The organism is Symmachiella dynata (assembly GCF_007747995.1).
Classification (GTDB): domain Bacteria; phylum Planctomycetota; class Planctomycetia; order Planctomycetales; family Planctomycetaceae; genus Symmachiella; species Symmachiella dynata.
In genome coordinates this window covers 2416931-2430317 of sequence record NZ_CP036276.1, presented here as the reverse complement: position 1 = coordinate 2430317, position 13387 = coordinate 2416931, and the positions used below count along the sequence as shown (strand labels likewise).

General features: G+C 56.4%; 11 protein-coding genes. 4 read left to right on the top strand and 7 right to left on the bottom strand.

Annotation, left to right across the window (positions count from 1 at the left end):
• Positions 1-97: 97 nt before the first annotated feature.
• The 7 genes from Mal52_RS09365 to Mal52_RS09335 form a co-directional block, all read right to left on the bottom strand.
• Complete coding sequence (locus tag Mal52_RS09365; RefSeq protein WP_145375600.1) at positions 98-1504, bottom strand: c-type cytochrome; 1407 nt, start codon at positions 1502-1504, stop codon at positions 98-100.
• A 73-nt stretch (positions 1505-1577) separates the two neighbouring features.
• Positions 1578-3581 carry a YjhG/YagF family D-xylonate dehydratase gene (locus tag Mal52_RS09360; RefSeq protein WP_145375598.1) on the bottom strand — a complete coding sequence of 668 codons (2004 nt, stop codon included), beginning with the start codon at positions 3579-3581 and terminating at the stop codon, positions 1578-1580.
• Positions 3582-3599: 18 nt separating this feature from the next.
• Positions 3600-3902 (bottom strand): Dabb family protein, encoded by a 303-nt coding sequence (locus Mal52_RS09355; RefSeq protein ID WP_145375596.1) that lies wholly within the window; start codon positions 3900-3902, stop codon positions 3600-3602.
• 77 nt (positions 3903-3979) lie between these two features.
• Complete coding sequence (locus Mal52_RS09350; RefSeq protein ID WP_145375594.1) at positions 3980-4852, bottom strand: GGDEF domain-containing protein; 873 nt, start codon at positions 4850-4852, stop codon at positions 3980-3982.
• Between the two features lie 55 nt (positions 4853-4907).
• On the bottom strand, positions 4908-5198 hold the full coding sequence (locus Mal52_RS09345) for a putative quinol monooxygenase (protein ID WP_145375593.1): 291 nt from the start codon (positions 5196-5198) through the stop codon (positions 4908-4910).
• Positions 5199-5243: 45 nt separating this feature from the next.
• Positions 5244-7931 carry a M1 family aminopeptidase gene (locus Mal52_RS09340; protein WP_145375592.1) on the bottom strand — a complete coding sequence of 896 codons (2688 nt, stop codon included), beginning with the start codon at positions 7929-7931 and terminating at the stop codon, positions 5244-5246.
• A 344-nt stretch (positions 7932-8275) separates the two neighbouring features.
• On the bottom strand, positions 8276-8899 hold the full coding sequence (locus Mal52_RS09335; RefSeq protein ID WP_145375591.1) for an HAD family hydrolase: 624 nt from the start codon (positions 8897-8899) through the stop codon (positions 8276-8278).
• A 263-nt stretch (positions 8900-9162) separates the two neighbouring features.
• On the opposite strand from Mal52_RS09335, the gene Mal52_RS09330 reads away from it, so the two are divergent.
• From Mal52_RS09330 to Mal52_RS09315, 4 genes are read left to right on the top strand one after another with little or no spacing between them, the layout of a single operon-like run.
• Entirely contained in the window at positions 9163-9666 is a 504-nt protein-coding gene (locus tag Mal52_RS09330) for an acetolactate synthase (RefSeq protein WP_145375590.1), read from the top strand.
• Complete coding sequence (locus tag Mal52_RS09325; protein WP_145375589.1) at positions 9639-10655, top strand: SMP-30/gluconolactonase/LRE family protein; 1017 nt, start codon at positions 9639-9641, stop codon at positions 10653-10655. The genes Mal52_RS09330 and Mal52_RS09325 overlap by 28 nt, the downstream gene beginning before the upstream one ends.
• Positions 10656-10714: 59 nt before the next feature.
• Entirely contained in the window at positions 10715-11674 is a 960-nt protein-coding gene (locus Mal52_RS09320) for an amidohydrolase family protein (protein WP_197534774.1), read from the top strand.
• A 20-nt stretch (positions 11675-11694) separates the two neighbouring features.
• The gene (locus Mal52_RS09315; RefSeq protein WP_145375587.1) at positions 11695-13377 is read left to right on the top strand and encodes a sugar ABC transporter ATP-binding protein; all 1683 of its coding nucleotides are present in this window, start codon (positions 11695-11697) and stop codon (positions 13375-13377) included.
• Positions 13378-13387: the final 10 nt, after the last annotated feature.

Sequence of the window (13387 nt, the reverse complement as noted above, 5' to 3'; positions counted from 1 at the left end):
GCGAAACGAACGTCGTCCAGCGTTGTTGCGGCACCAGCCCAAGGCACCAATTTCCCAAAAGGCAAATCAACGTCGCTCGTCACTGCCCCCCGAATCGCTAAAGCGTCTTCAAATACTCCAACACGGCGTTGCGCTCTGTTTCGGAGAGTGTTTCGGGAAATCGATGACCGTCGGCACTTTTTCCTAACGCCCGCGTGTTAAAAAATCCGCGGGCCGCCCGCGGTGTTTGTACATCGTCGGGAAGTTCCGCAAATTCGGCGACTTCTAGGCCCACCCGTTTGGTGTCGTAGCCTTCGACACTTCGTCGCCACACCGTCGGCCGCTGATCAGGATGCAGCAGATGCCACAATGTGGGAACTGAACCGTTGTGGAAATACGGGGCGGTGGCCCAGATGCCGTCCAACGGCGGAGCGACGTATCCGCCCGGATGCTCACGGACGCGGGTCGGATCGTAGTTGGCCAACCAGCCGCGGCCGTATTTACGGCGGTAGGCGGGCGAGAGCGATTGCAACCGCAATGGATCGGTGCCGAGTTCATCGATGTCGACAATCCGCTCAGGATAAGTCCATTCCGCACCATAGGTACCATGACATTCAGAACAAGTCGCTTCGAAAACCACGCGGCCTTGTTCGGCGAGTTGGTCGTCGATTTCAAAGGGATATTTGGGTGGCTGGATGGTTTCGATCCAGGCGAGGATTTGCCGGTAGTCTGCTTCCCAGCTCTTAAAGGTCTTAGCATCGTTGCGTGGGATGAGCATGAATTGCATCAGGGCGCGATGTGATTTGGCGACAAAACCGTCGGCGTAAATCCATTTCTTTTTGCGAAGATGCCACCAGGGGGGCGCGTCCATATCGTGGTGCAGCATTTTGGGCTGCGGATTGGTGAGGTGCACATTCAAATCATCATCGCGCAGCGCCTCTAAAGCGACGCCAAACATGACCGCATTGGTCGTGCCGTTGGTCGTGCCTAAGGGCATGGCCAATGATCCCAGATCCATGTGGGAGAGCGGTTTCTGCATCTGTATTTTCGTGGCCCGCACATCCTCGACTAGAGTTTGCAGCGCCAAATGCGAATTCGGTAAGCCCAGAATCACTTGACCAGCGACTTTGCCGGCATGGCAGGTCAAACAGTTCATCACCCAGCCCCCGCGCCCGTCATCGACATACCCCAGCGCTTTGCCGTTGCCCAAAGCATCCGGCGAGGGCATCAAGCCGTATTCGCTGAACAGCATTTCGCGGCGCTGTGTGGGGGTGGCAGCGGCGGCGCGATCACGGAGTTCCGGCGGCCATTGCTTCCACAATTCGTCAAACACCGTGTCATCGAAATCGGGAGGCAAGTAGGCCTTGGTGCGCAAAATGCGATAGCCGGGATGAACCGCGTCGCGCGGTTCGCCTGCCATACAGCGGTCGCCGAGCGCAACGCTGAGAATGAAGCAAACCATGAGAATGAGTATGGGCGGCTGTCTGGTTTTAGCGTCCAGTAAGTTCTGAAACGGACGATTCATCAAACCTCACTCCCGGCCCTTTACCGATCTGGAAAAGGGACCCCAAAATGTCGATCCTGTTCCACGCTGAAAGTTAAGTTTCAGCGTGGTCGCGTTTTTCCTTGAGCGACTCCATTCCGGCTTTTAACACTTCTTCGATCGCGTCGACGTCGTAGACACATCCGCCCCACGTGCCGCCGCCGACTTGTTGTAATAAGGCCCACAACCGGGTGTCGGCGGGCAGATTGTCGTCGGTGGTGAGTGGTTGTTGCGGCGTTCGCGAGGCCAACAGCGCCGCCCCCTGCTCCGCCCCGAAGGTTTCCTCGCCATGCCCCACCAAATTGATTGTACCGGTCAATTCTCCGCGGTCGATAACAATTTCGATCAAATCGCCGTCATGCACTTTGCCGATCGGTCCACCAGCCAAGGCTTCGGGCCCCACGTGTCCGATGCAGGCGCCGGTGGAGACGCCGGAAAACCGGGCATCGGTGATTACAGCGACCTCTTTGCCAAACGGCAGGTGTTTGAGTGCCGAGGTGATTTGATAGGTCTCCTCCATGCCCGCCCCTAAAGGACCGCGGCAACAGAGAACCACGACATCACCCGCTTTGACCGGATTGTCGGTCTGGCCTTTGACGGCGGCGATGGCATCTCGTTCGCGATGAAACACGCGTGCCGGTCCGCGTTTGCGGTACACGCCATCCTCGTCGACGACGGAGGGATCGATGGCGGTGCTTTTGATCACTGACCCTTCAGGGGCCAGATTACCCACGGGAAATGTTACTGTGCTGGTCAGTCCCCGCGCGCGGGCTTGATCGGGTGTCATGATGACATCGTCGGGGTCGATGCCGTCTCGGCGGCGCAATTCCTCGCGCAGTCGTTCGCGGCGCTCGGATTTCTCCCACCAAGCGAGTACGTCGCCCAGCGCTTGACCGGTGACGGTGGTCGCTGTGAGATCCAACAAATCGAGTCGTTGCAGGTGCAACATGATTTCCGGGACACCGCCGGCAAGGAATACGCGGATGGTCGTATGCCCGACCGGGCCGTTTGGTAGCACGTCCACGATGCGCGGTACTTGACGATTGATCTTATTCCAATCCGTCACGGTGGGCCGCTGCAGACCCGCCGCAAAGGCAACGGCGGGGAGATGCAATAGCAGGTTGGTGGATCCCCCCACTGCGGCATGGACCACCATGGCGTTGTGCAAGGCAGCATCGGTGAGGATGTCGGACATTTTCAATCCGGCCGCTTCCTGTTCCACGACTGCTGTCGCCGATTGGCTGGCCATTTGCAGCCAAATCGGTTGTCCGGAGGGAGCCAATGCCGCGTGCGGTAATGTCATGCCCAAGGCTTCGCCGATGACCTGCGCCGTGGCGGCCGTGCCGAGGAATTGGCAGCCGCCTCCCGCGGAACCGCACGCGCGGCAACCCGCTTCGGCGGCTTCTTGCAACGTGATTTCTCCGTGCGCAAACCGGGCGCCGATGGTCTGCACCTTGCCCGCATCCTCGCCGACCGTGGGTGGCAAGGTCACGCCGCCGGGGATCAGCACCCCCGGCAAATCGTGTTGTGCGGCCAACGCGAGCATCATCGCGGGAAGTCCCTTATCACAGGTCGCTACGCCCAGCACGCCACGACGCGTCGGCAGCGAACGAATCAAACGCCGCATCACCACAGCCGCATCGTTGCGATAGGCTAATGAGTCCATCATGCCGGTCGTGCCTTGTGTGCGACCGTCACAGGGATCGCTCACGTAGGCCGCGAATGGCAAACATTTCAAGGCGACTAACCGTTCCGCAGCGGCGCGCATTAACAGGCCGACTTCCCAGTGGCCGGTGTGATACCCCAAAGCTATCGGTTGGCCGTCTTCTCCGCGAATCCCGCCTTGGGTGCTGAGAATCAGATACTGCGGCCACAACAACTGTTGTGGATCCCAGCCCATGCCGGCGTTTTGCGTCAATCCAAACAGGTCGCCGCTGGGACTGTGCCGCAGCATCTCATCGTTGAGCGGCAAGCTTCCCGCCGGACCGGCGCCGGTCGTTTGTATATCGTAAACCGCGTCATTGTCATCGGCGAGTAGGTTGGCTAATTCCAAAGTCATAAGGTTCAGTCGTTTCGGTCAGTCTTGTGAATCAAATACGCGGACTTGTTTCCACGTTTCTTTGTTGCGAGCGATGAATTCTAGATGCCGCGGCGCCGTTTGGTAGACGTCGTGAGCGGCGCGATCCTCGAAAACCGTGTGCAGTGCCACATCGAAATCGTGATCGTTGACCGGGCGTGCCAAATCGGGGACGACGGTGCCGCAACCGAAAAAGATCAACCCGGGATGATTGTTGAGATAGTCATTGCAGTCATCCAACAATTTTTGCGTATTTTCAGGAGTCGGGTCGTTCAGCGAAAAAAAGACGTTGTGTGCCAGCATGTTTCGTATTTCTTACAAGAAAAATGGAAAGGAAATTCACTGCCATCGGGCGGGTGTTTATTCGGAGCTTCAAGCAGCTATGCGACGTCGGACACATTGCTTACGGTCTTAAACCGTACGCCGTCGCGCGTGTCATGTTTGACGGCATACATCAGATTATCGGATTCACGAATCAAATCGGCAACCGACGGAGGGGCAATCGGGAATGTGGCGACGCCGATGCTGAATGTAACCGGCCAATTGCCGCTTTGCATCTTGCGATCCAAATCGCCTTTGACCCGCTCAGCGATTTGTCGGGCGAGCGATTCATCCATGCCGGGACAGAGAATCGCAAATTCATCTCCCCCCATCCGTGCAGCCACGTCCCCACGACGAATACTCGAGCGAATGCAATCGGCGACATCTTTCAGGAGGGCGTCTCCTTGTGGGTGGCCGAATTGATCATTGACTTCTTTAAAATGATCACAATCCAAGAAAATGACGGTGATCGGAGTTTGTCCACGGCGACTATGGTGCGACGCCCGCTCAGCTTCTTCGACAAAGGAGGTCAAATTGGCCAAACCGGTCAACGGATCGTTACGGGCTAAGGCGGATTCTCGCTGCAATGCGGTTTGCAAATGAGTCAAGACGACCGCAAAGGCGACGAACAGCAAAAACCGCACAGCCGATTCCCAATAAACTTCGGCCCCGTGCAGAGCAATGCCGGAAACGATCCAATCGTCCATGAGCCAAATGAGCGAACAAAGCACAGCAAACATCACCGCGGCCCGCAGGTTGACGACCCAGCAGACGATGGCAATGATCGGCACATAGAGCAACGACAAATCAAACGCATCACCGACGGTATAGTCGACCCAACCGACGACAGCGGCCAGCGCCAGCGCGGCAAAGACGGCCATCCAGAGCGGCCATGATTTCAAACGATTGAGTATTTCGATTGTAGAAGGCATCGTGCGCAATAAACATCTTCGATAAGTGATTCAAAGCAGCGGAATTCGTGCCGCTTTAAGGCTCCAACAGCGTCGAGGGGTGTGGCTCGCGGGTGACGAGGGGGAGGACTTGCGGCTGATAGTATTCGGTGTAGGCCTTGGCCTGCCGATGGCCGTCGAGTGCTTCTGGGGATTCCCAATGTTCGTTGAGCACGAATCGTGTTGCATCGTTGTTGGAGTGGTACACTTCAAATCGCGCGCACCCCGGTTCGGCTCGCGAGAGTCGGCAACACTCGGTGAGTAATTCGCGGACCTTGTTGACATTTCCAGGGTCGTTGACTTTGAGCAGGACGTTGAGATGAATCATGGGAGGCCTCGTTGAATGTGTGAGTATTGGCCGGCAGCCGGAGGTTTACTTGCTCTCTAGTTTTTGCAGGCGGTCTTCCAACTCTTTGTTGGTTTTTTGCAGCTTATCCAATTCGGTCCGCAACTTGCCGACTTCAGCGGTAGCCGGCGTTTCGGCATCCAATTTCGGCAGAGCGGTTTTTGCCGCCGCCCGGACGCGGTCGTCAGGGTCCTGATCAGCAACGCTGGCCAGTATACTACGCGCCGTTGCGGCGTTTTTGCCCATGTTGCCCAACGACTCGATGATTTTGCGCCGCACATGACGGTTGTCGACCTTCAAGTATCCGGCCAACGTTTCCACCGTTTTTTCACGGACCGGTTTGGAAACCTCGTTGCGGGAAAAATACGTGGCAATCGCCTCCGCTGCGGCCAAACGGCAGCTGCGGGGCTTTGACCGTCCGGTCCATTCGACTAACAAATCCAAAGTTGCTGGATCGGTGGAATAACCCAATCCACGTAGCGCTGCCGAGCGGATCACTTCACCATGCGAGTCTTGCGCCAACAGACGCTGCAAGGGCTCAACCGGCGGTTCGTCTTGGACTTTGGCAAATGCGGTGGCGAATGCTGCTTCGACGTAATAACTGGCATCGCCGTTTTGGAGGCGCTGGTTGAGTACCGCGATGACTTTCTCGTCGCGAGGAAATTTGCTCAACGCATCAGCACAGGCGCGCCGTACCTTGGGATGCTCTTGGGACAAGCCGGCGATTAGCGCGTCTCGTGAAACATCGCCGCCTGATTTGGCGAGCGCCTTCGACGCTTCGATGCGCACACCATAAAACGGGTCTTGCTCCAAAACCTGTTTGAGCAACTCACGATCGTTGGACTTTTTGCTCTCGGCGAAATGTTCGACGGCGCGGATGCGTTCGATCACCGTGGGAGCTTCTAAGAGTTGTGTTTTCCACAGGTCACGCGATTTTTTCTCTTTCAATTCCGCCAACACGGCCGCCTGCGGATCGATGCGAACCAATTCGGGAGCGGCGGGCAACGGCAGGTAAAAGGTCAATTCCTTTTCGGTGATCTCTTTATCGACCGTGATCGGACCGGAGGTCTCTTTGCAGCGAATTTCGATGGCCAGCGGAAAATGAAAGGCGTCCCCTTTTTGGGTCTGTTTGACCGAAATTTTGGCGAGTTTATCTTCAGGGTCGTATTCGGTGGCGACTTCCAGTTCCGGATGCCCCGGTCGCGCGGTCCAATCGTAAAAGAACCGTTCCAAATTGCGGCCGGTGTGCTCTTCAAGCACTTTGCGCAGATCGGATGTCTCGGCGGTTTTCATGCGGAATTTTTCGCCGTATTTTTGCAGACCGGTGTAGAACAGATCATCCCCCAATTGCCGCCGCAACATGTGCAGCACCCACCCCCCTTTGGGATAGGCCCGCGCGTCGAACATGGACCCGGGATCAGAGTAGTGATAGTCGACAATAGGACGTGTTTTGGGTCCGTCGGAGCGGGCGGATTTGCCTTTGCCGTACAGCATGTAGTCGTGTTCGTCGACACCCAAATCGTGTTCGGCCCACATCAATTCGCAGAAAGTCGCAAAACCTTCGTTCAACCACAGATGCGACCAATCTTTGCAGGTGACCAAATCGCCCCACCATTGATGCCCCAGTTCGTGGGCAATCAGCCGATCAGGGCTGCTGTCTAACATCGCGCGTTCGTCGTGCATCACCTTGGAGTACAATGTCGTCGCTCCGGTGTTTTCCATTCCCCCGGCAATAAATTGTTCGACGACGATCTGCGCGTACTTGGTCCAAGGATAATTGATCCCAAACCGTTCGCTGAAAAAGGTCAGCATGTTTTTGGTGCGGCCGAATGTCCGTTGCATGTCGCCGGCCTGTTCGGGTGGGACGTAGTACAACACCGGAACATCCCCCCAAGTTTCTCGACCGATTTCAAATTCGCCAACCACGAGCGTCACCAGATAGGCGACGTGCGGCTGGGATTGCTTGTAGTGAAATCGCTCGCGTTTGCCGTCGCTGGATTTTTTACGCGACAGCAAATCACCGTTGGAAAGGACTTCGTAACCAGCATCGACAGTGGCGACGATTTCGGTTGTTTGGCGTTCATTGGGATGATCCAAACAGGGGAACCAATGATGATTGGCGACCGGCTCTCCTTGGGTCCACATCATCCACGGCACGTTGGGTTCTCCCTCGGTGGGACCGAAGAAATACATCCCCGCTTTGGGATCGCGAACTTGATAACGAATGACGACACGAACCTTTTCCCCTCGCGGACGGGTCGCGCCGAGATCGATCCGCAATTGGTCGTCGGTGGTCGAAAATTCTAATTCTGACTGATCAGGAGCAAGTAGGACCTGGGAAACCTCTAGTCCGACTGCGTCTAGTTTCAGTACCTGCAGGGGACGTAGCAGCTGCAAATCGATCGTGGCTGCGCCGGCAATTTGCTTTTTTTTGAGCGAGATGTCCAAATCGAGTCGAATGTGTTGAATATCAAACGGCCGATCCCCCGCAGTACGGAGCGGTTCGTCCGCCGCTAATAACTGCGCGGTGGAAATCACGGATATAACAATCGTGAGCCACAAACGAAGGCATTTCTGCTGCATGGGAGGCACCTGTGCGGTAAAACGGAACTTTAAAAAGCGTAGAATCAGCAGCATAGCATCCCCACAACGGTCGAGGAAAGTGGCTGTGGGAAATGGTTGGTCCATGCGATGTGTGAGAGCAAAAGCAGTCACGGAACGAAAACCCTCACCCCAACCCGCTCCGAGAACAATCAATTGCACCTGCGAGACGAGTCATGATGCCCGTTTTCGGTTGGCAAAGAATTCAGGGTAGTCGCGATTGCGGCAGCAATCGGGGCGGGCGCAGCCCGCAGGAAGCCGCAATTTCCCCGCTCTGAAACGAGTAGAGTCTGTTGGCAAGGAGAGTTGAAACTGCTGCGTCTTGTGCCTGCGGCACACCGATTGCCGTTGGCAATCGCTGCCACCCGATGATTGCTTCCTCACAGCGAAATGCAGTTTGCTGCGAAGAAATGAGGAAGACGATGAGTCGTGCTTCCCCAGTGTCCTCTGTTGAGACGTTATGCGGCCCATGTGGGGGGCAGGTTGACGCCATGGCTTTCCAGATGGGTCAATAAGTTCTCCGTATCGGTGAAGACTTCGGCGCGCAAACCGAACCCACGAGCGGTGATGACGTATTCTTCGATGTCGTCGGTGTAGAAACATTCTTCAGGCGGGCAATTGATTTTACTCAGCGCCGCCTCGAAAATCGCCGCATCGGGTTTCACCGCACCGACTTCGTAGGACAATACAAAATCGTCGAAATGTTCCAACACGTCGTAGGTTTCCTGCACGAAACGTAGGTGCGGAGCACTGGTGTTGGAGAGCAACACTAAGCGGTGTCCGGCCGTTTTGAGGGCTTTGAGGACCGGAACAATCGAGGTATTCGGTTGAAAAATGTCCGAGCCGGCGCGAAACAGTTCGTCGCGGTCGAACGATGCTTCCAGCAGGCGTTGCAAAACGGCTTGGAATTCGTCTTCCGACAGCCATCCCCGCTCGAATTTGAATTGCAGTTCCGATTCAATCAGTACGGTACGGATTTCCGGTCCTGATTTGCCGCACAGTTCGCCGATTTGCGAACACATGCGATCGTGGCAGAAATGGACGAGGACATTGCCCATATCGAACAGAAAGGTGCGGATCATCAGGTTTCTCTCGTAGAAAAGCACCGCAGCGGAACCGCGGGCCGAATTGTTGGTGGATCAATCTCTGTAGATCAAGGAACAAATAACGCATCCAGTCGGCAAACGTTGACGGTCGGACGCGGATTTGTCATAAACTGCAATAGCAAAAGATTTGCGGCGCGTGAATAGGAATTCAAGCCAGTCGGCCGTTTTCGCAATGGCGCGTCCGTGGAGTGTCCACGAATACGACCGCTAAAAATGTTTCTCGTGGGGAGAGTGGGCCGATGAGTTTCGGCGATGACGAAGTGATGGATCCGTTGACGATGCGCGGCCGCGATTGGCCGGGTTTGCGGCAATTTTGCGTATTCGCAGAAAACCGCGTCGGCGCGCTCCACAGCCTGTTGAGGCGATTTGAAGGGCATGACATCCGTGTCGTGGCTTTAAGCATCGACAACTCCGTCGACTGCGCTATCGTGCGCCTGATGCTCAACAATACCGAACGGGGACGGGAAATCCTCAACCTGTCGGGGCTCACCTATTCCGAAGTGGATCTGGTCGGCGTGGAGCTTCCAGAAAGCTCCCAGCCCCATGTGGAAATTTGCATCGCCCTGCTCCAAGCAGAACTGAACGTGCATTATACCTATCCCTTGTTGTTCCGCCGCAATGGCCGGGGGGCCATCGCGTTGTCGGTCGACGACGTCGATTTGGCGATGAAAACGCTCCAGGACAAAGGGCTGCGGTTGATCTCTGAACGGGATCTGTGGGACCAAGACGACGAGATGTATTAACCGCCGCGCCGCCGACATTGAGCAAAGGGGACACCTTGGATTTTCGTAATGTGGGACTGCCGACGGATTTTCTGGAAACGGCCACCCCCGTTTCCGCAGCCGCCAACGTCGCTTTTCTGGAAGGCCCAACCGCGACGGCAGATGGCCGCGTCTTTTTCTCGGACATCGCCAACAACCGCATCATGGTTCTGGATACGGCAACCGGCGATTGCCAGCCTTGGAGGATTGCCAGCGGTTGCGCCAATGGACTGCTGTTCAACGCCGACGGCCGACTGCTGGCCTGTGAGGGAGATAATTGGCAGCCGCATACGGGAAATCGGCGGATCTCGCGCACCGATATTCAGACCGGCCAATACGAGGTGCTGACCGATCGGTTTGAAGGCGCCCGTTACAATGCACCCAACGATATCGCCGCCCGCAGCAACGGTCAGATTTTCTTCACCGATCCCTGTTACGGTGATCGTACACAGATGGAGATGGAGCACGAATCGATCTATCGCATCGATCCCGATGGAGCCGTCACGCGGTTAATCACGCAGCCGGATATCCAACGCCCTAACGGAATCGCGCTTTCGCCGGACGAATCGACGCTGTACATCGTCGACAGTTGCCCGGTGGTCGACGGCAATCGCAAGATCTGGGCCTTCACGCTTTCGGACAGTGGAGAAGTCAGCGACCAGCGATGCGTGATTGATTTTGCGCCGGGACGCGGCGTGGATGGGATGGCGGTCGACACGCAGGGCAACTTGTACCTCGCCGCTGGAATTGCTCGCCCCCGAGGACCCCATGAGACGGACGACGTGCCACCCGGCATTTGGATTGTGACACCGGCGGGCGAGATTCAAGGACGGATTCCGATTCCCGAAGACGTGCTCACCAATGTCACGTTTGGCGGCGACGATCTCCGCACGCTGTTTGTCACAGCAGGGAAAACGCTGTTCCAAACGCGCACGATGATTCCCGGGTTTGTCGTGCACCGGAAGTTGTGATCTTTGTGGAATTGTTATTCAGAATCTGACGTCCGTTTTTTATGCATCAGAGAGACTCCATGCCGCACACGACCCCATCGACAACCCGCCGTTCGTTTTTGAAAACCACCGCTGCGGCTTCGTTGACCATGGCGAGTGTTGCGGCGCGAGCGGATGAAAAGCCCAAGAGTCCGGTCGTTGATACGCATATGCATGTTTGGGCGGCCGATTTGAAGAAGTTTCCCTTCGCCCGCAAAATGAAGGCGCCGGAAATCCCCGCCACAGTGGAATTGCTCAATGCGGAGATGGATCAGTTCGGCATCGATTATTGCGTGCTGGTGCAGGTGATTTATCACGGCTGGGACAACAGTTATGTCGCTGAGTGCATCAAACGTTTTCCCGACCGGTTTCGCGGGCATGGCTTGATCGATCCGGAAGATCCAAACGTGGCGGACAAGTTGGACTACTGGATGCGCGAGCATCAATTCGCCGGCATGCGGTTTAGCCCGGTGTATTATCGCGGCAAGGACGATTGGTTGAACGCCCGTTCGCGCGATCCGTTGTGGGAAAAAGCAGCGGAGTTGGGGGCGATCTTCAATATGTTCATCGCCAGCGAGCAGTTGCCCAAACTCGAAGAGATGATCGCGCGGCATCCGACGGTCCCGGTGGTGATTGATCATTTGGCCAACACCGATTTCACCGTCGCGGATCCGTCAGTGGAATTCGGCAAACTACTCGCGCTGGCTAAGTACCCACAGGTGTACTGCAAAGTCTCGGAGTTAAACATCCGTTCGCCTTCGAAAAAGTTTCCCTACAAAGACACTTGGCCTTGGGTCGAGCGAATGTACGACACCTTCGGACCGGATCGATTGATGTGGGGCACTGGCTTTCCCGGAGCGACACGGGCTCAGGATCGACGTCCGCCGTTGACGGACGAGTTGGCATTGATCCGCGAAGAGATTCCATTTTTTAGCAATGAAGACCGCCAGAAAATCATGGGCATCAACGCCGCTAAGCTTTGGAAATTCGGCAACGCCTAATGCATTGCCGAATTTAAAATTTGGGTGCCATTGGCTATGCCAGTGCTTTGGAAGTCGTATCCACAAAGAGCCCCGCACTGGCAAAGCCAGTGGCACCCGCCGCCAACTTGTTCCTATGTTTGGATACAACATCCGGACCGATCTTCGTGGTCGATATTCCGCGAAACATTCACATCGTCATGACCACACCGCTCCTCAAACTCACCGGCATTACGAAATCCTTCGGCGGGGTGGCGGCGCTGAAACCGTTCTCGCTGGAACTGGCAGCGGGGTCGATTTTGGGACTGGTCGGCGAAAACGGTGCGGGCAAGTCGACGTTGATCAAACTACTCAGCGGCCTGCACCAGCCCAATGCGGGGACGATCACGTTGGGCGGACGTTCACTGCGTTTCGAATCACCGCGTGCGGCGATCGATGCGGGAATTGCCACGATTCACCAGGAATTAGAGTATGCCGCTCAATTGACGGTGGCTGAGAATTTGTTGCTGGGAGAGTCCTGGCCCCGCTCGTTTTTTGGCGGTGTGAATTGGCGGTCGCTACACGAAGAAGCACAAGAGCGACTTCGCGCTTTCGGCATCGATTTGCCACCCCATGCCACGATGGATCAATTGACAGCAGCGGAGAAACAAGAAGTCTCCATCGCTGCCGCATTGTCCCGCGACGCACAGTTGTTGATTCTCGACGAACCGACGGCCAGTCTCAGTGAACCGGAAGTGCGGCGGTTGTTTGGCCATCTGACCAAACTGCAAGCGCGGGGCGTAGCCATCATCTATGTTTCGCATCGCCTGGACGAGATTTTTGAAATCACCGACCGCATCGCCGTGCTAAGGGATGGCGACTTGGTGGCCACGCACGCAACCGCTGAAGTGACCGCCGGGCAACTGGTGCACGACATGGTCGGCCGGCCCTTGGATCAAGTCTATCCCCGCACCCGCTCGGGCACGTTGGGAGAGGTGGTGTTGCAACTGGATTCGCTGACGCGGTCAGGGATGTTTCGCGACATCAGTTTGGACGTGCGCGCAGGAGAAATCGTGGGAGTTGCGGGATTGGTCGGGGCGGGTCGTTCAGAATTGGCCCGCGCGATTTATGGGTTATACTCGCCGGATTCGGGCACCATGACGTTAAACGGCAATACTTGGAAACCACGAGACGCCCATGCGGCCTTGCGCGGCGGGTTGGTTTATATTCCTGAAGAACGCAAACGCCAAGGGTTGGTGTTGGACCATTCGCTGCGAGAATCGTTGAGCATTGGATTCGCGGTTATTGCCAACCGTCTGGGGATCGTGAATCGTCGTCGAGAACGGGCGATGGTCTCGGCGGCATTAACGAATTATGACATCCGCGCCACCGGCCCGGAACAAGCCATTGGAACGCTCAGCGGCGGCAATCAGCAAAAGGCTTTAATCGCCCGCTGGTTGGAACGGGACCCGGGGATGATTATTCTCGACGAACCAACCCGCGGCGTCGACGTCGGAGCCAAAGCCGACATCCACGCACACATCGACCGTTTAGCGGGAGCGGGAAAAGGGGTGTTGTTCATCTCCAGCGACTTGCCGGAACTGATTGGCATGAGCGACCGCGTCTTGGTCATGAATCGCGGCTCGATTGAAACAGAACTCAGCGGCGAAAATCTCAACGAACACAACGTGATCCTAGCCGCCTCGGGATTGTCACCTACTGATGCACCGGCCTCTGGCCACTAACCACCGGCCA